The organism is Saccharopolyspora sp. 6V, assembly GCF_020176785.1.
Lineage (GTDB): Bacteria > Actinomycetota > Actinomycetes > Mycobacteriales > Pseudonocardiaceae > Saccharopolyspora_C > Saccharopolyspora_C gregorii.
This window is the reverse complement of record NZ_JAIUKB010000035.1, coordinates 14,384-32,998: the sequence shown is the minus strand read 5'-3', so window position 1 is coordinate 32,998 and position 18,615 is coordinate 14,384. Positions and strand designations below refer to the sequence as shown.

17 protein-coding genes and 1 tRNA gene are annotated in these 18,615 nt (G+C 70.6%); 12 read left to right on the top strand and 6 right to left on the bottom strand.

Going from position 1 to position 18,615, the window contains the following annotated elements:
* Positions 1-119: 119 nt before the first annotated feature.
* The 3 genes from LCD35_RS07995 to LCD35_RS07985 all read right to left on the bottom strand — a co-directional run bounded on the left by LCD35_RS07995 (position 120) and on the right by LCD35_RS07985 (position 2,478).
* A tRNA-Ser gene (locus LCD35_RS07995) sits at positions 120-204 on the bottom strand.
* Between the two features lie 56 nt (positions 205-260).
* Positions 261-695 (bottom strand): MarR family transcriptional regulator, encoded by a 435-nt coding sequence (locus LCD35_RS07990; RefSeq protein ID WP_255614547.1) that lies wholly within the window; start codon positions 693-695, stop codon positions 261-263.
* 310 nt (positions 696-1,005) lie between these two features.
* Positions 1,006-2,478, bottom strand: a complete 1,473-nt coding sequence (locus tag LCD35_RS07985) for a M28 family peptidase (protein ID WP_224957163.1) — start codon at positions 2,476-2,478, stop codon at positions 1,006-1,008.
* Between the two features lie 142 nt (positions 2,479-2,620).
* On the opposite strand from LCD35_RS07985, the gene LCD35_RS07980 reads away from it, so the two are divergent.
* Positions 2,621-3,601 (top strand): NAD(P)H-quinone oxidoreductase, encoded by a 981-nt coding sequence (locus tag LCD35_RS07980; RefSeq protein WP_224957162.1) that lies wholly within the window; start codon positions 2,621-2,623, stop codon positions 3,599-3,601.
* A gap of 290 nt (positions 3,602-3,891) precedes the next feature.
* On the opposite strand, the gene LCD35_RS07975 is transcribed toward LCD35_RS07980, so the two are convergent.
* A complete protein-coding gene (locus tag LCD35_RS07975) occupies positions 3,892-5,091 on the bottom strand; it encodes a cysteine desulfurase-like protein (RefSeq protein WP_224957161.1) in 1,200 nt (399 codons plus the stop codon).
* A 101-nt stretch (positions 5,092-5,192) separates the two neighbouring features.
* Between LCD35_RS07975 and LCD35_RS07970 the strand changes: the two genes are divergently transcribed.
* The 8 genes from LCD35_RS07970 (at position 5,193) to LCD35_RS07935 (ending at position 13,140) form a co-directional block, all read left to right on the top strand.
* The gene (locus LCD35_RS07970; RefSeq protein ID WP_224957159.1) at positions 5,193-5,726 is read left to right on the top strand and encodes a bacterial proteasome activator family protein; all 534 of its coding nucleotides are present in this window, start codon (positions 5,193-5,195) and stop codon (positions 5,724-5,726) included.
* Positions 5,727-5,824: 98 nt separating this feature from the next.
* A complete protein-coding gene (locus LCD35_RS07965; RefSeq protein ID WP_224957158.1) occupies positions 5,825-6,679 on the top strand; it encodes an ABC transporter permease in 855 nt (284 codons plus the stop codon).
* A 15-nt stretch (positions 6,680-6,694) separates the two neighbouring features.
* Complete coding sequence (locus LCD35_RS07960) at positions 6,695-7,510, top strand: ABC transporter ATP-binding protein (RefSeq protein ID WP_224957157.1); 816 nt, start codon at positions 6,695-6,697, stop codon at positions 7,508-7,510.
* Entirely contained in the window at positions 7,507-8,439 is a 933-nt protein-coding gene (locus LCD35_RS07955; RefSeq protein WP_224957156.1) for a glycosyltransferase, read from the top strand. Before LCD35_RS07960 ends, LCD35_RS07955 begins: the two co-directional genes overlap by 4 nt.
* 176 nt (positions 8,440-8,615) lie before the next feature.
* A complete protein-coding gene (locus LCD35_RS07950; protein WP_224957155.1) occupies positions 8,616-8,807 on the top strand; it encodes a hypothetical protein in 192 nt (63 codons plus the stop codon).
* Positions 8,804-9,205 (top strand): MerR, encoded by a 402-nt coding sequence (locus tag LCD35_RS07945; RefSeq protein WP_224957154.1) that lies wholly within the window; start codon positions 8,804-8,806, stop codon positions 9,203-9,205. Before LCD35_RS07950 ends, LCD35_RS07945 begins: the two co-directional genes overlap by 4 nt.
* A gap of 168 nt (positions 9,206-9,373) precedes the next feature.
* Entirely contained in the window at positions 9,374-12,691 is a 3,318-nt protein-coding gene (locus LCD35_RS07940; protein ID WP_224957153.1) for an arabinosyltransferase domain-containing protein, read from the top strand.
* Between the two features lie 182 nt (positions 12,692-12,873).
* A complete protein-coding gene (locus LCD35_RS07935; RefSeq protein ID WP_224957152.1) occupies positions 12,874-13,140 on the top strand; it encodes a hypothetical protein in 267 nt (88 codons plus the stop codon).
* Between the two features lie 15 nt (positions 13,141-13,155).
* Here LCD35_RS07935 and LCD35_RS07930 read toward each other — a convergent pair whose 3' ends face one another.
* Entirely contained in the window at positions 13,156-13,593 is a 438-nt protein-coding gene (locus tag LCD35_RS07930) for a GtrA family protein (protein WP_224957151.1), read from the bottom strand.
* A gap of 171 nt (positions 13,594-13,764) precedes the next feature.
* Here LCD35_RS07930 and LCD35_RS07925 point away from each other — a divergent pair, with 171 nt between their 5' ends.
* Genes LCD35_RS07925 through LCD35_RS07915 form a run of 3 tightly spaced genes read left to right on the top strand, consistent with a single transcriptional unit; the run spans position 13,765 to position 17,257 of the window.
* Positions 13,765-15,138 carry an FAD-binding oxidoreductase gene (locus LCD35_RS07925; protein ID WP_224957149.1) on the top strand — a complete coding sequence of 458 codons (1,374 nt, stop codon included), beginning with the start codon at positions 13,765-13,767 and terminating at the stop codon, positions 15,136-15,138.
* A gap of 26 nt (positions 15,139-15,164) precedes the next feature.
* On the top strand, positions 15,165-16,499 hold the full coding sequence (locus LCD35_RS07920; protein ID WP_224957200.1) for an FAD-binding oxidoreductase: 1,335 nt from the start codon (positions 15,165-15,167) through the stop codon (positions 16,497-16,499).
* Complete coding sequence (locus LCD35_RS07915; protein ID WP_224957147.1) at positions 16,496-17,257, top strand: decaprenylphospho-beta-D-erythro-pentofuranosid-2-ulose 2-reductase; 762 nt, start codon at positions 16,496-16,498, stop codon at positions 17,255-17,257. The genes LCD35_RS07920 and LCD35_RS07915 overlap by 4 nt, the downstream gene beginning before the upstream one ends.
* 173 nt (positions 17,258-17,430) lie before the next feature.
* Here LCD35_RS07915 and LCD35_RS07910 read toward each other — a convergent pair whose 3' ends face one another.
* Complete coding sequence (locus LCD35_RS07910; RefSeq protein WP_224967538.1) at positions 17,431-18,615, bottom strand: cytochrome P450; 1,185 nt, start codon at positions 18,613-18,615, stop codon at positions 17,431-17,433.

Genomic DNA, 18,615 nt, shown 5'->3' with positions numbered 1-18,615 from the left:
CAGCGGACGCCGCCGGATCCCGCGGAAGGTGCGAAGGGGACGCGGAGCCGCGGCGCGGGCGGCAGGACGCGAAAGAGCCCGGCGGGGAATTCCTCGCGGGGCTCCACTGGTTCCCGTTGCGGAAGCGGGGGGATTCGAACCCCCGGTCCCTCTCGGGACGCTCGCTTTCAAGGCGAGTGCATTCGGCCGCTCTGCCACGCTTCCAGGGCCGGAGCCTAGCCCGCTGGGACGGTTCGGGGGACAGCGGGGAGGGGCTGCGCTCAGGCGTCCGGGCGGTCGTGCAGGCGGGTGCGGAGGCGTTCGAAGACGGCGGCGAGGACCTGCTTCTCGGCGGGTTCCAGGAGGTCGATGAAGTGCTCGCGGACGCCTGCGACGTGGGTGGGGGCCGCGGTGCGCAGGACTTCGAGGCCGCGGTCGGTGAGGACGGCTAGGACGCCGCGGCCGTCTTCGAGGCAGTCGTTGCGGCGCACCAGGTCGGCGTTCTCCAGCCTGCGGATCTGGTGCGAGATGCGGCTCTTCGAGTGCGCCACGTCGCGGGCCAGTTCGCTCATCCGCTGCTGCCGTCCGGGCTGTTCGGAGAGCCGCACCAGGATCTCGTAGTCGGCGATGGACAGGTTGTGCGCGGCCTGCAGCTCCCGGTTCAGCCGGTGCTCCAGCAGCGCGCTGCCCTCGATGTACGAGCGCCACGCGACCATCTCGTCGTCGTCGAGCCAGCGGACCTGCTCTTCGCTCCCATCGATCACGCCCACCAGGTTAGTCCGCGCCGGGTGATCACCGGGGCGGATCGGCGGGACGGGCCGCCGGGCTCCCACCGCGGACCGCCTGCGCCGAACGGGTGCGACGGCCCGGTGGCGGTGGCGGAACCGGGGTGGGCGGACGGGGGAGTCCGGGTGCCGCTGCGGGCTTCCCGAGTGCACCGGACGGGCGGATTCGGGAAGCCCGCGGCCGACCTCGGAACGCACCGGGCGGCCCACCCGGTCCGGGCGGGCCGCTCGGCCGCGTCGATCAGCGGACCGCGTGCTCCCCGAGCCGGGGGAGCGGTGCGGCGGCGGTGCGCTGGGCGGTGCGGCCCTGCGCGCCGTTGACGCCCGCGGTGCTCTGCGCGTACCGGCCGATGGTGTCGGCCAGCGCCTTGGAGTTCCGCTCCAGCGCCACCCGGTCCACGTTGGACAGGTCGTCCTGCGGGGTGTGGTAGTTCGGGTCGAAGGTCTGCCCGGCGGTGCCGCCCCACTTCGCGGCCTGCTCCTCGGTCTTCGTGCCGTCGCCACCGGTGAACAGCCCGCCCGCGGGGATGCCGTTCGCGATGAACTCGCCGTAGTCCGAGCGCCCGTCGAAGTCGGTGCCCTCGGCCTCGACGCCCTGTTCGGCCAGCGCCGCCACCAGGTCCCGCTCGATGGCGGCGGAACCGTGCGGGCCGGGGCCCGCGCCGACGCCGTCCGAGTCGTCGCCGTCGTAGGCGAAGTACCCGGCGTTCGGGGAGCCGATCATGTCGAAGTTCAGGTACAGCGCGATGTCCAGCTGCTGCTCGAATCCGAGGCCCTGCACGTACTTCGTCGACCCGACGAGACCGGATTCCTCCGCGCCCCAGAACGCGAAGCGCACCGCGTTCTCCGCGCCCGGGTTGCCGCCGAGGGCTTCCGCGGTGGCCAGCAGCCCGGCGGTGCCGCTGCCGTTGTCGTTGATGCCCGCGCCTTCGGGGACGCTGTCCAGGTGCGCCCCGGCGACCACCACGTTGTCGGTGCGGCCGCTGCGGGTCTGGGCGAGGACGTTGCGGGTGGTGATGTCCTCCAGCCGCGACTGCACGTCCAGGTGCACCTGCGCGCCGGCCTGCTCGGCGAGCCGCTGCCCGGTGGCGAGGTCGACGCCCGCGCTGGGGATCCGGGCGTCGGCCGGGTCGCCCAGGGTGCCGTTCAGCGGGCCTTCGACGTTGTTGTAGACGATCGTGCCCGCGGCGCCGAGTTCCGCGGCGACCAGCTGCTTCTCCGCGAACGTGCAGGAACCGCGCTGGACCAGCACCACCGAGCCCGCCACGTCCGCCGGGTAGTCGGTGGCTTCGCAGCCGGGCGTGTCGTCGACCGCGGCGACGGTCAGCGGTGCGGTGATCCCGCCCTGCGGCGTCGCGGGGGAGTACTCCAGCGCGCCGCCCTCGACCGGGGCGCCCGCCACGTCCAGCGCGAACGAGTCGAGGAAGAACGCCTGGTAGTCGAATTCCGGTGTGGTGACGTCGAAACCGGCCGCGCGCAGCTTGCCCGCCACGTAGTCCACGCTGGCCTCGTAGCCCGGCAGTCCGGACGCGCGGTTCCCGTCGTGCGTGTCGGCGATGCGCTGCAGCGCGACCAGGTGCCGGTGCACCGCGTCCACCTCGACCCGGTCGCCCAGGTCGGTGGTGGCGGCGGAAGCGGGAACGGCGGCGAGCAGCATCGCGGCGAAGGTGGCGAACGCGGCGGTCGCGCGGCGACCGGGTTTCACAGCACTCATGTTCTGTTCGGCTCCCCAAGGTGAGTTCGTGACGATCAGCTTCGACAGCTCCCCCGACGGAGTCAAGAATGTCCGGATGATGGTCCTGGCGGGCGGTTTTCCCGATATTGCCGGAACGCGTCCAGGTACTACCGTCGGCACCATGCATGCCATCGCGATCCGTGAACCCGGGAATCCGGAAGTGCTGGAGTGGACCGAACAGCCCGATCCGCGGCCCGCTCCCGGCGAAGTGCTCGTCGAGGTCGCCGCGGCCGGGGTGAACCGGGCGGACCTGTCGCAGCGGCAGGGGAACTACCCGCCGCCGAAGGGTGCCAGCGAGGTCCTCGGCCTGGAGTGCTCCGGCACCATCGCCGAGCTCGGCGAGGGCGTCACCGGCTGGCAGGTCGGCGACCAGGTGTGCGCGCTGCTGTCCGGTGGCGGCTACGCCGAACGCGTCGCGGTGCCCGCCGCGCAGCTGCTGCCGGTGCCGGACGGCGTCGACCTCCTCGACGCGGCCGGGCTGGTGGAGGTCGCGTGCACGGTGTGGTCGAACGTGGTCATGGAAGGCGGTCTCGCCGAGGGGAAGCTGCTGCTCGTGCACGGCGGTTCCGGCGGCATCGGCACCAGCGCCATCCAGATCGGCCGGGCGCTGGGCGCACGGGTCGCCGCGACCGCGGGCGCGCCGGAGAGCATCGAGTTCTGCCGGCGGCTCGGCGCCGACCCGGTGATCAGCTACCGGGACGAGGACTTCGTGGAGGTGGTGAAGGGCCTCGGCGGGGCGGACGTGGTGCTGGACAACATGGGCGCCGCCTACCTGGACCGGAATCTCTCGGCGCTCGCCCCGGACGGGCACCTCGCCGTGATCGGCATGCAGGGCGGCCGCAAGGCCGAGCTGGACCTGGGCAAGATGCTGGTGAAGCGGCTGCACATCTCGGTGCTGGGGTTGCGCGGGCGGCCGGTGGACGGCCCGACGGGGAAGGCGGCCATCGTCGCCGACGTGCGGGAGAAGCTGTGGCCGCTGGTCGCCGCCGGGAAGGTGCTGCCGATCGTGCACGACCGCATCCCGCTGCCGGAGGCGGCGCGCGCGCACGCGCTGCTCGAAGCGGGCGGCGTGCACGGCAAGATCCTGCTCGTCCGGCCCTGACCAGGTGAGTGGCCCATTCGCCCAGTCCCGCTGGGCCGGTGGGCCACTCAGCAGGCGCTCCCCGCCCGTCCTCGACCCCCGCAGGTCCTTCATCGGTTTCCTGTCAGCGGCGCAGCCGCTGAGCCAACGACCACCCAAGCAACGGGACCACCCGGGGGTTCTCAGCGTCCTCCTCGCGAGGACAGCGTTTTCTCATGTGGCGGAGCCACCTGTGAAAACGATCCCGCAGCGAGGAGGACGCTGAGGTTCCGCCACCCCAGTGCTACGCACAACGAGTGGGAAGACCGAGCTCAACTGAGAGCGGCGACCGCGCGCAGGAGTTGGTCGACCTCGTAGGTGTTCGTGTAGTGGGTGAGCCCGACGCGCACCGCGCCGCCGACCTCGCCGACGCCGAGCACGGCGAACACCCCGTGCGTGCCCGGGTCGGCGAACGCGCAGACGCCCTGCTCGGCGAGGTGCTCGATCGCGTCGACCGCCTTCACCCCGTTGACGGTGAACGCCATCGACGGCACCCGGCGCATCGCGTCCCCGATGATCATCACGTTCCGCAGCCTGCGCAGCCCGCCGGTCAGGTTCGCCAGCAGCCCCGCCTGGTAGGCCTTCACCGAGCTCAGCGAGGTCAGCAGCCGCTCCCGGCGCGGTCCCGCGGCGGCGTCGTCCAGCCCGGCCAGGTAGTCCACGGACGACACCAGACCGGCCAGCAGCGGGTAGGCGTGCGGCCCCAGCTCCAGCCGGTCCGGCCCGCGCCAGCCGGGTTCCAGCGCCGCCGACGGCAGCTGGTCGATCATCGCCGGGTCGCGGAACACCAGGGCGCCGACCGGCGGCCCGCCCCACGCGGAGGCGTTCAGCGCGAGCACGTCGGCGCCCATCGCGGTGATGTCCAGCGGCAGGAACGGTGCGGCGGCCGAGGCGTCGACGACCACGAGCGCGTCGTGCGCGGCGGCGATCTCGGCGATCTGGCGCACGTCCGGGCGGGTGCCGACGGCGCCGGAGGCGGCGGTGACCGCGACGACCTTGGTGCGCTCGTCGATCAGGTCCTGGTACTGCCAGGCGGGCAGCTCGCAGGTCTCGATGTCCACCTCGGCCCACCGCACCTGGGTCCCGGAGCGCTGCGCGGCCCGCTGCCAGCACACCACGTTGGAGGGGTGGTCGAGCCGGGACACCACGACGTCGTCGCCGATCATCCAGCCGTCGCCGAGCCCGTCGGCGAGCCGTTGCAGCAGCACGGCGGAGTTCGGCCCGAGCACCACCCCTGCGGGGTCGGCACCCACGAGATCGGCCAGTGCGCGACGGGCTGCGTCCACGATGGCCTCGGCGCGCTGCGACGCGGGGAAGATCCCGCCAGGCCCGGAGACGGGGGCGCGCAACGCGGTGGACACCGCGGTCGCGACCTGCTCGGGAACCTGCATGCCCGCCGGGGCGTCCAGGTGCACCCACCCGTCACCGAGCGCGGGGAACAGCCCGCGAACTGCAGCGACGTCGAACGCCATGGTCATACCGTACGGAGCGGGCCGGGGCGCACCGCCGCCGGGTGGTCCGATCCAGCCTGCCACGTGCACCCGGCGCGGCCGGACGCGTCAGGATGGTGGGCATGAACCAGAACGAGCAGGACCAGCAGCGCGAGATCTTCGTGGTGGGCGAGGGCACCCCGCTCGGCTCGGGCGCCGACCCGTCCGCCGAGGCGGTGGGCGAGCGGGAGAACGTCGGCGAGCTCGTCGAGCAGCCCGCGAAGGTGATGCGCATCGGCACCATGATCAAGCAGTTGCTGGAGGAGGTGCGGGCCGCGCCGCTGGACGAGGCGAGCCGCAGCAGGCTCAAGGAGATCCACCAGTCCTCCATCCGCGAGCTGGAGGAGGGCCTGGCGCCGGAGCTGATCGAGGAACTGGACCGGCTGTCGCTCCCGTTCGCCCAGGAGACCACCCCCTCCGAGTCGGAGCTGCGCATCGCGCAGGCCCAGCTCGTGGGCTGGCTGGAAGGCCTGTTCCACGGCTTGCAGACGGCGTTGTTCGCGCAGCAGATGGCCGCGCGGGCGCAGCTGGAGCAGATGCGGCGCGGCCTGCCCGCGGGTGGCGCGGGCGAGGGCGAGCCGGCCTCGCACCCGAGGGGAACCGGCCAGTACCTCTGAACGGACGATGACCGGAGGGTGTCCGGTATGCCGAGAGTGATCGCGGCAGCGATGCCCTGTACTCGGTCGGGTGTGGCCTGTGGGTACTCTGACGCACCGTGCAGGCCACAAGCACGCAAGAGCGCCCTCCGGCCCCGCCCGAGACGTCCGCACGGACTTGGCGCAAGGCGTTCCACGACATCGCGCAAGGTTTCCAGCAGCAGCAGCTCTGGGCTCATCTGGGCTGGCAGGACATCAAGCAGCGCTACCGCCGCTCGGTGATCGGCCCGCTCTGGATCACCATCGGCATGGGCATGACGGCGACCGCGCTCGGTCTGCTGTACTCCCAGCTGTTCGACCAGGACATCAAGACGTTCCTGCCGTACCTGACGGTCGGCTTCATCGTCTGGAACTTCATCCTGGGCTGCCTGACCGAGGGCACCGAGGTCTTCATCTCCAACGAAGGCCTGATGAAGCAGCTGCCGGCCCCGTTGAGCGTGCACGTGCTCCGGCTGGTCTGGCGCCAGGCGCTGCTGTTCGCCCACAACATGGTCGTCTACCTGGTGGTCCTCGCGATCTTCCAGATGCCGATCGGGTGGAGCGTGCTGCTGGTCTTCCCGGCGTTCCTGCTGCTCATGATCAACGGCGCGTGGGTGGCGCTGCTGTTCGGCGTCATCGCGACGCGGTTCCGCGACATCCCGCCGGTGATCAACAGCCTCACCACGCTGCTGTTCTTCATGACCCCGATCGTGTGGGACGCGAAGATCCTGGAGGAGAAGGGCGTCGGCTGGCGGGCGAACCTCGCCGAGATCAACCCGCTCTACCACTACATCCAGATCATGCGCGACCCGCTGATCGGTGGCGACGAGAAGTTCTACCACTGGGGCATCGTGCTCGGCTGCACCGTCGTCGGCTGGCTGCTGGCGCTGGTCGTGCTGCGCAACTACCGCGCTCGCGTCACCTACTGGATCTGATCGGGGGTTCTGCACATGGTCAGCATCGACGTCTGGAATGCCGCGGTCGACTTCCCGATCTTCGACGCCAAGTCCCGCTCGCTGAAGAAGGCGGCGCTGGGACGGGCCGGCGGCAAGATCGGCACGGAGAGCCGGGTTCCGATCATCGAGGCCCTGCACGACATCGACCTCTCGCTGCGGCACGGCGACCGGGTCGCGCTGGTCGGGCACAACGGCGCGGGCAAGTCCACGCTGCTGCGCCTGCTGTCCGGCATCTACGAGCCCACCCGGGGCAGCGCCCGCGTGGTGGGCAAGGTCGCGCCGGTCTTCGACCTCGGCGTCGGCATGGACCCGGAGATCTCCGGGTACGAGAACATCATCATCCGCGGTCTGTTCCTCGGCATGAACCGCAAGCAGATGGAAAAGCGGATGGACGACATCGCCGAGTTCACCGAACTCGGCGACTACCTCGGCATGCCGCTGCGCACCTACTCCACCGGCATGCGGGTGCGGCTGGCGCTGGGCGTGGTCACGTCCATCGACCCGGAGATCCTCATCCTCGACGAGGGCATCGGGGCCGTGGACACCGAATTCCTGGACAAGGCGCGGGACCGGCTCAACGACCTGGTCAAGCGTTCCGGGATCCTGGTGTTCGCCTCGCACTCGGACGAGTTCCTGATGGAGCTGTGCACCACCGGGCTCTGGATGGAGAAGGGCGGCATCCGGGAGCACGGCTCGCTGCGCAGCGTCCTGACGTCCTACAAGGGCAAGGACCCGTTCGAGAACCTCAGCCCGGAAACCCTGGCGCGGATCGGCGAGTCCGCCCTGATCGAGAGCGACAAGGCACCATGAGCACCGACTCCGCCGAGCAGCCGCAACTGCCCGCCGACTCCGTCGTCGCGGTGATCGTCACCAGGCATCGCCGCGAGCTGCTCGCGGAGTCGCTCAAGGTGATCGCCACCCAGACCCGGGTGCCGGACCACCTGGTCGTCGTGGACAACGGTCCCGACCAGCCCGCGCGGCAGGTCGTCGAGGACTGCCCGATCCCGTCGACGTACCTGCCCTCGCAGCGCAACCTCGGCGGTGCCGGTGGTTTCGCGCTGGGCATGCTGCACGCGCTGGCGCTCGGCGCGGAGTGGGTGTGGCTCGGCGACGACGACGGCAGGCCCGCCGACGACCACGCGCTGTCGACGCTGCTGGAGGTGGCGCGCACCCGGAAGCTCGCCGCCGTCTCGCCGGTCGTGGTGAACATCGACCACCCGGAGAAGCTGGCGTTCCCGCTGCGCCGCGGCCTCACCTGGAAGCGGCACCCGGAGGAGCTCGGCGCTCCCGGCGGCGATGCCGACTTCCTGCCGGGCATCGCGTCGTTCTTCAACGGCGCCCTGTTCCGTGCGGCCACGCTGGACGTGGTGGGCGTGCCGGACTACCGGCTGTTCTTCCGCGGGGACGAGGTGGAGCTGCACCGCCGCGTGGTGCGCTCGGGCCTGCCGTTCGGCACCTCGTTGAAGACGCGGTTCGTGCACCCGGACGGGTCGGACGAGTTCAAGCCGATGCTCGGCGGCCGGTTCCACGCGCAGGACCCGTCGGACGCGAACAAGCGCTACTACACCTACCGGAACCGCGGCTACCTGCTGTCGCAGCCGGGGATGCGCAAGATCGGGATGCTGGAGGTGCTCCGGTTCGGGCTGTACTTCGTCGGCCACCGCCGGGACCCGAAGGCGTTCCGGGAATGGCTGCGGCTGGTCCGGCAGGGGCGCCGGGAGCAGTTCTTCCGCCGCTGATCGGGGCTGCGCGCGTTCCGTCGTTCGGTGGAACTTGAATCTTTCTAGCGTATTTGCCGCTTGAGTGGCCATCGCGGTAGAAGTATGCTGTGGTCAACACGAGGCTGAAGACGGCGAAGTTACTCCATCGAATCAGGCGAGCCGTCCGGGAGAACCCGGCCGCTCGGGAGCGCGGAGTGCGGCTCGTGGAGTCGCCGCAGCGCGGCAAGGGTTCGCACCGGCTCTTCCTCCTCTGCGACGAGGACGATCGCGAACTGGTCAGGTTCGTGCTTCCCGGGCATCAGCGCGAGGTCTCCTGGACGGTGCTCCGGAGCATCGAAGGGCGCTTGGCGCCACTGCTCGGCGAGAAGTGGATGGAGGAGCGATGAGCGGCGTTCAACGAAATCACTACACCGTCGACGTGGCGCGCGAGGACGACCTCTGGGTCGCCGCGGTGCGGGAGCTCGACGGCGGGGTCACCGACGTCGAGCGGTTCGACGACCTGGACGTGGAGGTCCGGGACATGGTCCGGCTGCTGGTCGACGTGCCCGAGGACTCCTTCGACCTCTCCTGGCACTACCGCCAGGGCGACGTCGAGTACACCCGCCCGGTCGAGGAGCTGGTCCACTGGCGCGAGCAGTCCCGGCGGGCCGCGGAGAACGCCGAACGCGCCCGCCTGGAGATCATCACGACGCTGCGGGCGGCGGGGCTGAGCCAGCGCGTCATCGCCGAGGTGATCGGCACCTCGCACCAGCGCGTGGCGCAGCTGCTGGCGGAGGCGTCCTGAGCGTCCCCGGTGTCCGGGTCACCGGGCGGTCACCGGGGGATCACGGGACGCTGAGAGCGGCCTGAGAATCACTCGATCGGTACTGCTCATGGGGTCGGCGGAGATCTCGATTCCGGCCGCACCGAACGCGCCGGACGTCCCCGGACCAGCGACTACTATTCTCCTGGCGTGCTTAAGGGGCAGGAAGACAGCAGTCGCAAGGACGACCCATCGGAGTCGTCCGAGGATCGACCGGCGGACTCTCCGGCACGCCCGGCGGCGAACGGGCGGGACCCGTCCGCGAAGCAGCTGAGGTGGTTCGCCTCCGTGCTCGGACTGCTCGGCGCGGTCCTGGCCCTCGCGGTGCCCTTCCTGCCGGTCGAGCACGACGTCAACACGCTGCGATGGCCCACCGCCGAGGGCACCGAGTCGGTGTCCGCGCCGCTGGTGAGCTTCGAACCGCTGTGGATGGACGCGACCGTGCCGTGCGCCTCGGTGCGCAGCCTCGACGCGCGCACCCAGGGCCCGGCGAACCTGCTGAGCACGAACCCGCCGGACTCCGACTACGGCAACCTCACCGGGATGACCCTGCAGGTCGACAACGGCCAGGTGACGCTGCTGTCGAAGGGGCAGCAGATCAGCACGATGCCGCTGCCGCCGGGGGACTGCGCCATCGAGGTGCGCTCGGACGCGATCGGCACCAAGGTCGAGCTCGGTGACGAGAAGCTGGCCAACATGCGCGGCGACCAGCGCCCGCAGCTCACCGGCATCTTCTCCGACCTGGACGCGAACGTCGACGACATCCGGGGCCTGTCCTTCGAGGCCCGCATCGACAACCGCTACGAGAGCAGCGCGACCCCGATCAAGATCGCGGTGATCGTGCTGGCGCTGGCGTCGTTCGTCGGCTCGGTGGTGTGCCTGCGCCGCCTGGACGTGCGGGCGGGCCGGCGGCCGCCGCGGTGGGCGCCGCTGGGCTGGTGGAAGCCGACGCTGCGCGACCTCGCCGTGTTCGGGTCGCTGGTCGTCTGGTGGATCGCGGGGGCGATGACCTCCGACGACGGCTACATCCTCACCATCGCGCGGGCGCGGGAGAGCGCCGGCTACATCAGCAACTACTACCGCTGGTTCGCGGTGCCGGAGGCGCCGTTCGGCTGGTTCTACGAGCTGTACTCGATGTGGGTGCAGGTGTCCACGGCGACGCCGTGGGTGCGGTTGCCCGCGCTGCTGATGGGTTCGGTCAGCTGGATGCTGATCAGCCGCGAGGTGCTGCCGCGGCTCGGGCAGCAGGTGCGGCGCAGCAACGCGGCGGGCTGGGCCGCGGCCGCGGTGTTCCTGGCGTTCTGGCTGCCCTACAACAACGGGCTGCGCGCCGAGCCGGTGATCGCGCTGTTCTCGCTGCTGGCGCTGTGCGCGGTGGAGCGGGCGGTGGCCACCGGCCGGTTGATGCCCGCCGCGCTCGGCCTGGTCGTCGCGGCGCTGGCACTCGGCGCCGGGCCGCACGGGCTGGTGGCGGTGCTGCCGTACGTGGCGGCGCTGAAGCCGCTGCTGCGGCTGGTGCGGCAGCGCGCCAAGGACTACGGCTGGTTGCCGGTGCTGGCGCCGATCGCGGCCTGCGGGTTCGTGATCCTCACGGCGGTGTTCGCGGACCAGACGTGGGGTTCGGTCATGGACGCCACCGAGCTGCGCACCGAGCTCGGGCCGAGCGAGGACTGGTACCAGGAGCTCAACCGCTACAACCTGCTGTTCAGCCCCACCCCGGACGGTTCGCTGGTGCGCCGGTTCCCGGTGCTGCTGGTGATGCTGTGCCTGGCGACCTGCGCGGTGATGCTGCTGCGCCGGGGCCGCATCCGCGGTGCCGCACTCGGCCCGAGCCGCCGCCTGCTGGCGGTCGCCGCGCTGTCCTTCGTCGCGCTGGCCCTGACCCCCACCAAGTGGTCCCACCACTTCGGGATCTTCGCGGCGGTCGGCGGCGCGCTGGCGGCGTTGACCGCGCTGGCGACGAGCAGCACGGTGCTGCGGTCGCGGCGGAACCGGGCGGCGTTCTTCGCCGGTCTGATGGTGATCTGCGCGTTCGCCGCGACCGGCCCCAACGCCTGGTGGTACGTGTCCGGCTGGGGCGTGCCGTGGTTCGACAAGCCGCCGTCGATCAAGGGGCACGACGCGAGCACGCTGCTGCTGGGCCTCGCCGCCGTCGCCGGCATCGTCGCGTTCGTCGAACACCTGCGGCTGGACGAGAAGAACCCGAAGCTCGTGGAGCTCCCGGACAAGACCGGGATGGAGAAGCGCAGCCGCGCCCTGCGGCTGGGCACCGCCCCGCTGGCGATCATCTGCGCGCTGCTCGTGCTGGGCGAACTGGCGACCTTCGGCAAGGTCATCCAGAAGCAGGCGGGCAGCTACAGCCTCGGCATGGACAACATCAAGCAGCTGGCCGGTTCCAGCTGCGGCCTGTCCGACTACGTGTACGTGGAGACCGATCCGAAGGCGGGCATGCTGCCGGTGTCCGGGCAGCAGCCGGGCTCGCCGGCCCCGGACTTCGAGGTGCCCAAGCGCGCCAAGGACGAGGAGGACGCCCGCCAGTACCTGGGCGCCAAGATGGACGGCTTCCGCCGCCCCGGCCTGCCCGTCGGGGACGGTTCGGACCCGGAGGAGCCGGACTGGCGCCCGCCGTACCAGTTCGGCGACGACACCGCCCCGGTGTGGGGCAGCTACGACGAGGCGGGCACCGGCACCGGAGAGCTGCGCACCCAGTGGTACGACCTGCCGGAGCGCGCGGCGACCGGCGAGGTCCCGGTGGTGCTGAGCCTGGCCGGTTCGGAGTCCGGGGCGAACGCGCTGGTCCTCGAATTCGGCCGGGACACCCCGCAGGGCTTCGAGTTGATGCACCGGCAGTTCGTCGGCCAGGGCCCCGGACCGTCGTGGCGGGACTACCGCTACACCGTCGGTGGGGACGCCGAGGGCGCCACCAAGATGCGGGTCGTCGCGATCGACCAGGCGGTGTCCCCGAACGGCTGGCTGGCGGTGAGCGCACCGCGCGCGCCGCAGCTGTCGAACATGACCGACGTCGTCGGCGACGCCCCCACGTTCGTGGAGTGGACGGCGGCGCTGGTGCACCCGTGCCTGAAGATCTCCGGGATCAGCGGCGGCGTCGCCGAGATGCCGCGGTTCCGGGTGTCGGCGGGTGCCGAGGTCCGCGACATCGGCGCGGGCTGGTCCTCGCCGGACGCGGGCGGTCCGTTCGGCTGGATGAACGTGAGCTCCAGCGTGCGGGAGCTGCCGACCTACATGCGCGGGGACCTGAACCGGGACTGGGGTTCGCTGTACGAGGTGGACCCGTACGAGCCGGACGCGCTGCCCGCGCAGGCGGCGATGGAGGTGCACTCCGAGACGCACTCCGGGCTGTGGTCGCCGGGGCCGCTGACCAAGACGGTCCAGCTGCCGGGCGACGTGCCCAGCTCGGACGACCGCAACGACGTCAAGCAGCTCGGCGGTGACGACGACCAGCAGTGAGGAGCCCGTACGGAACGGCCCGCGGGTCGTTCCGGCGGCCCCCGAGCGATGACGGCCCGCCCCGCCGATTTCCGGTGGGGCGGGCCGTTCCCGTGTCCGCCGAGGGTGAAAAGGCCTGGTGGCGCGTCCGCTCAGGGTGAAAGCACCTGTCGCCGTGGCCGGCGCGGTGGTGCGCTGGGGGCATGAGCGAGAAACGACCGGGACTGGTCCTGCACCTGGCTGGCGTGTCCCAGCCCCTGCACATCGCGTTGGACGCGACCGAGGCCGAGACGCTGGACGGGCGCTTGGCGGAACTGATGGGCTCCGGCGGCACGACGCTGCTGACGACGGCGGACGGCGGCAAGTTCGCGGTGAACTTCGCGCACGTCGCCACGGCGCACGTGGAGAGCACGCGTTCGGACAGCAACGCCTACGGGGCGCCGAACCGGCCCGCCGGGTTCAGCCGCTGACGGGCCGGTGCCGGGTCAGTCGCGGAAGACGACCCACTTCAGCATCACGAAGTTGATCAGCGTGCCGAGGCCCTGGGCGATCACCCAGAACAGCCCGAACTGCCACGCCTCGCGCGCCTCGAAGATCCGGCACAGCAGCTCGTTCGAGCCCATGTTCACGAAGAACGTCGTCGTGTAGACGATCGCGAACGCCCCGGCCTTGGCCGTGGAGTTGCCGGTGCTCGCCCCGCTGAAGGTGAACTTCCGGTTGATCAGGTACGACGCCGTGGTGCCGAGGATGAAGGAGATCGACTTCGACAACCAGGTCGGCCAGCCCAGCACGCCCAGCAGCACCGAGTAGGTGCCCGCGTCGATCAGCGCGCAGAACCCGCCGATGGCCACGAAGCGGAAGAGTTGCTGGAACAGCCCGAGCTTCTTGATCTCGGCGTCTGCACCGGATTCGGCCACGGCCACTGGTTCACCCCAAGTGTCGGCAACGAGCGTCGGTACGGCGGGCCCGGAGGCGGACGACCACAAGTCGCCCCGAAAAGTGTAGCGGCGAAGCTCTGCACCGACGGGGACACCTGTGCTAGGCCGCCGCTACCCGCCCGTACCCGGGGTCGGGGCGCGGATAGACTCGGCTGGGTGGGATCGGTACAGCACGAACACGCGACCAGCCAGCGGTTGACCGGCTGGGGGCGCACGGCGCCGACCTCGGCCCAGGTCGTGAGCACCCCGGACGTCGACGTGATCGCGAGAGCGGTCCGCGAAGCCGGTGCGCGCGGCGTCATCGCCCGCGGCCTCGGCCGCAGCTACGGAGACCCGTCGCAGAACGCGGGCGGCACCGTCATCGACATGACCGCGCTGAACCGCGTGCACCAGGTGGACGCGGACGAGGCGACGGTCGTGGTGGACGCCGGTGTCTCGCTGGACGTGCTGATGCGCCGCCTGCTGCCGTACGGCCTGTGGATCCCGGTGCTGCCGGGCACCCGCCAGGTCACCGTCGGCGGCGCCATCGGTTCCGACATCCACGGCAAGAACCACCACTCGCAAGGTTCGTTCGGCAGCCACGTGCTGTCGCTGGACCTGCTCACCGCCGACGGCTCGGTGCGCACCCTGTCGCCGCAGGGCGCCGGTTCCGAGCTGTTCTGGGCGACGGTCGGCGGCATGGGGCTGACCGGGATCATCCTGAAGGCGACCATCCGGCTCAAGCGCGTCGAAACGGCGTACTTCCTGGTCGACAATGTGCAGACGAAGAACCTCGACGAGCTGATCGAGCACTTCACCGACGGCTCCGACGGCAACTACATCTACTCCGTGGCCTGGTTCGACTCGCTGGCGCGTGGCGAGAAGCTGGGCCGCGCCCTGCTGACCAGGGGGAACTCCGCGAAGCTGGAGGACCTGCCGAAGAAGCTGCGCAAGGACCCGTTGAAGTTCAACGCCCCGCAGCTGATGACCGCTCCGCCGATCTTCCCGAACGGGCTGGTGAACAAGTACACGATCACCGCCTTCAACGAGGTCTGGTACCGCAAGGCGCCGACGAAGTTCGGGGCCGTGCAGAACATCACCCAGTTCTTCCACCCGCTCGACCTGGTCGGCGAGTGGAACCGGGTGTACGGGCCGAACGGGTTCCTCCAGTACCAGTTCATGGTGCCGTTCGGCCAGGAGGACATGTTCCGCCGGTCCATCGACAAGATCAGCGCGAGCGGGCACGTGTCGTTCCTGAACGTGCTCAAGACCTTCGGCGAGGGCAACGAGGCCCCGATGTCGTTCCCCGGCGAGGGCTGGACGCTGACCGTCGACATTCCCATCTCGCCGGGCCTGGACCGGCTGTGCCGGGAGCTCGACGAGCTGGTGCTCGACGCGGGCGGGCGGCTCTACCTCGCCAAGGAGTCGCGGACGACGGCGGAGATGATCGAGCGGATGTACCCGCGCATCCACGAGTGGCGCAAGATCCGCGCCTCGGTCGACCCCGAGGGCGTGTTCCATTCCGACCTGTCCCGGAGGTTGAGCCTGTGACCGCAGCGTTGCAGAACCGGAAGCTGATGGGCTGGGCGCGCACCGCGCCGACCCACGCCCACGTGCTGAGCACCCCCGACGTCGACGCGATCGCCCGCGCAGTCCGCGAGGCCGATGAGCGCGGCGTCATCGCCCGCGGCCTGGGCCGCAGCTACGGCGACGTGTCGCAGAACGCGGGCGGCACGGTCATCGACATGACCGCGCTGAACCGCATCCACGACATCGACCCGGACAAGGCCGTGGTCGACGTGGACGCCGGCGTGAGCCTGGACCAGCTGATGAAGGCGGCGCTGCCGCACGGCCTGTGGGTCCCGGTGCTGCCGGGCACCCGCCAGGTCACCATCGGCGGCGCCATCGGCTGCGACATCCACGGCAAGAACCACCACTCGCACGGCAGCTTCGGCAACCACGTGCTGTCGATGGACCTGCTCACCGCCGACGGCGAGGTCCGCACCCTGACCCCGGACGGGGAGGGCTCGGAGCTGTTCTGGGCGACGGTGGGCGGTGTCGGCCTGACCGGCATCGTGCTGCGCGCCAAGGTGAAGATGAAGCGCACCGAGAGCGCGTACTTCATCGTCGACGCCGACCGCACGAAGGACCTGGACGAGACGCTGGAGCTGTTCTCCAACGGCTCGGACATGAACTACGACTACTCGATGGCGTGGTTCGACGCGATCTCCACCGGCCCGAAGCTGGGCCGCTCGGCGTTCTCCCGCGGCTCGCTGGCCAAGCTCGACGAGCTGCCGCCGAAGCTGCGCGCCGACCCGCTGAAGTTCGACGCGCCGCAGCTGCTGACCTTCCCGGACGTGTTCCCGAACGGGCTGGCCAACAAGCTGACGTTCAGCACGCTCAGCGAGGTCTGGTACCGCAAGACGCCGAAGGCGGGCCGCGGCCAGGTGCAGAACCTGACGGCCTTCTACCATCCGCTGGACATGTTCGGCGAGTGGAACCGCGCCTACGGTTCCAAGGGTTTCCTGCAGTACCAGTTCATCCTGCCGTTCGAGCAGCACGAGGCGCTGCGCACGCTGGTGAAGCGCATCGCCGAGTCCGGTCACGTGTCGTTCCTCAACGTCCTCAAGCGGATGGGCGACAGCAGCCGCGCGCCGCTGTCGTTCGCGATGCCGGGCTGGACGATCACCGTCGACTTCCCGATCAAGGACGGCCTGAGCCGGTTCTGCCAGGAACTGGACGAGGTGGTGCTCGGCGCGGGCGGGCGTCTGTACTTCGCGAAGGACTCGCGGACCACGCCCGAGATGATCCAGCAGATGTACCCCCGCCTCGACGAGTGGCGCAAGGTCCGCGCCGCCGTCGACCCGCAAGGAATCTTCCACTCCGATCTGTCCCGAAGGTTGGCCCTGTGATCGACGCCGTTGGAAACCCGCAGTCCCTGTTCATCCTCGGTGGTACGTCCGACATCGCGTTGGCGACCGCGGAGCAGTACGCGAACCAGCGCCCGCTCCGGATCGTGCTGGCCGCGCGCCCCGAGGAGGCCGACCTGGTCGCAGCCGCCGCGGAGCGGCTGCGCAAGACCGGCAGCACGGTCAGCACCATCGAGTTCGAGGCCACCGACCCGGAAACGCACGGCGACGTGGTCGAGAAGGCCTTCGCCGACGGCGACATCGACGTCACCCTGGTCGCCTTCGGCGTGCAGCTCGACAACGAGAAGTGCTGGACCGACCCGGCCGCCGCCCGGCTGACCGCGGAGGTCAACTACGTGGCGCCGATGTCGCTGGGCGTGCACCTGTCGAACAAGCTGCGCAAGCAGGGCCACGGGCACCTGGTGATGATGGCTTCGCCCGCCGGTGAGCGCGCCCGCCGGACGAACTTCGTCTACGGCTCCGCCAAGGGCGGCATCGACCTGTTCTACTCCGGGCTGACCTACGCCCTGGAGGGTTCGGGCGTGAAGGTCACGGTCGTGCGCCCGAACTTCGTGAAGACGAAGCTCACCGCGGGCATGAAGCCGGCCCCGATGGCGCAGACGCCGGAGCAGGTCGGCGCCGCGATCATCGACGCCGTCCGCAAGGGCAAGGAGTCCATCTGGGTTCCGGGGCAGATGCGCTGGGTGATGGTCGTGCTGCGGCACCTGCCGCGGGCGATCTTCCGCAAGCTGTCGTTCTGATCCGGAACGCGTGAGCGAGGGCCGCCGGGCGCACCGGCGGCCCTTTCTCTTGCTCGGGGCGGTTCCAGCGGGGTGAACGGACCGTTCGCCCAACGGGATCGGACGAACGGTCCGCTCACCCGGTACCGGCTCAGCCTCGCGCGGCCGCACCCCCCGCGGGCCGGTGCCGCCGGTCAGCGGGTGCGCAGCGGGAGCTTCCGCACGCCGGTCATGTTCGGGTTGGGCTGGAACTCCGGCGGATCCGAAGGGTCGGTGGCCAGCTTCGGGAACCGGTCCAGCAGCAGGTCCAGCGCGACCTTCCCCTCCAGCCGCGCCAGCGGTGCGCCGAGGCAGAAGTGGATGCCGCGGCCGAAGCCGAGCTGCGGGTTCGGGTGGCGGGTCGGGTCGAAGACGTCCGGGTTCGGGAACTGCCGCGGATCCCGGTTCGCCGCGGCCACCCACACCATCAGCAGCTGGTCGGCCGGGATGCGCTGCCCGCCGAGTTCGGTCTCGGCGGTGGTCACCCGGCCGAGCGTGGCGAACGGGCTGAGGAAGCGCAGCGATTCCTCGATCACCGAGGGCAGCGTGCCGCGATCCGCCCGGGTGCGGGCCTCGTGCTCGGGATGGGCGTCCAGGCAGAGCACGGTGTTGCCGAGCAGCATCGTGGTGGTGATGTGCCCTGCGATGAGCAGCACGTTCGCGAAGTTCACGACTTCCTCGCGCGTGAGCCGCTCCCCGTCCACTTCGGCTTCCACGAGCTTCGTGAGCAGGTCCCCGCGCGGGTGCGCGCGCCGCTCGTCGACGTGCTCGCCCAGGTAGTCGGTGAGGTTGCGGACCTGGGCGAGCACCTCGTCCAGCTCGCGCTGCTGCTCCGGCGTCCGGTCCTTCAGCGACAGCGTCGCGTCGCTGGTGAACATCGCGTCCACCCACTGCTTGAACAGACCGCGGTCGTCGGCGGGCACGCCGAGCAGCTCGGCGATGACGATCACCGGCAGCGGGTAGGCGAGGTCGGCGACCAGTTCCAGCCGGTCGGTGCCGTCGACGGCGTCGAGCAGCTCACCGGTGAGTTCGGCGATGCGCGGTTCGAGCCCGGCGACGACCTTCGGGGTGAAGGCGTGGGTGACGAGCCTGCGCAGCTTGTCGTGCTCCGGCGGATCCATCCGCACCAGGTTGCCGTCGGCGAACTCGTCGCCCTGCGGGAACAACCGGCTGGTGTCGGAGGAGAACGTCACCGGGTCGTTGAGCAGGTGCAAGGTCTCGGAGTGTCCGTAGACGTTCCACAACCCGGTGGACTCGTCGTACTGCACGGGCTCGCCGGGGCGTTCGCCGCGCAGCCAGAACTGCGACGCCGGTGATCCCCAGTCTTCGATCGCGGTCAT

Bases quoted from the DNA above. Each gene is read 5' to 3' on its own strand.
- LCD35_RS07990 (WP_255614547.1), bottom strand. From the start codon at position 695: ATGGTCGCGTGGCGCTCGTACATCGAGGGCAGCGCGCTGCTGGAGCAC.
- LCD35_RS07985 (WP_224957163.1), bottom strand. From the start codon at position 2,478: ATGAGTGCTGTGAAACCCGGTCGCCGCGCGACCGCCGCGTTCGCCACC.
- LCD35_RS07980 (WP_224957162.1), top strand. From the start codon at position 2,621: ATGCATGCCATCGCGATCCGTGAACCCGGGAATCCGGAAGTGCTGGAG.
- LCD35_RS07975 (WP_224957161.1), bottom strand. From the start codon at position 5,091: ATGGCGTTCGACGTCGCTGCAGTTCGCGGGCTGTTCCCCGCGCTCGGT.
- LCD35_RS07970 (WP_224957159.1), top strand. From the start codon at position 5,193: ATGAACCAGAACGAGCAGGACCAGCAGCGCGAGATCTTCGTGGTGGGC.
- LCD35_RS07960 (WP_224957157.1), top strand. From the start codon at position 6,695: ATGGTCAGCATCGACGTCTGGAATGCCGCGGTCGACTTCCCGATCTTC.
- LCD35_RS07955 (WP_224957156.1), top strand. From the start codon at position 7,507: ATGAGCACCGACTCCGCCGAGCAGCCGCAACTGCCCGCCGACTCCGTC.
- LCD35_RS07945 (WP_224957154.1), top strand. From the start codon at position 8,804: ATGAGCGGCGTTCAACGAAATCACTACACCGTCGACGTGGCGCGCGAG.
- LCD35_RS07935 (WP_224957152.1), top strand. From the start codon at position 12,874: ATGAGCGAGAAACGACCGGGACTGGTCCTGCACCTGGCTGGCGTGTCC.
- LCD35_RS07920 (WP_224957200.1), top strand. From the start codon at position 15,165: ATGGGCTGGGCGCGCACCGCGCCGACCCACGCCCACGTGCTGAGCACC.
- LCD35_RS07910 (WP_224967538.1), bottom strand. From the start codon at position 18,615: ATGACCGCGATCGAAGACTGGGGATCACCGGCGTCGCAGTTCTGGCTG.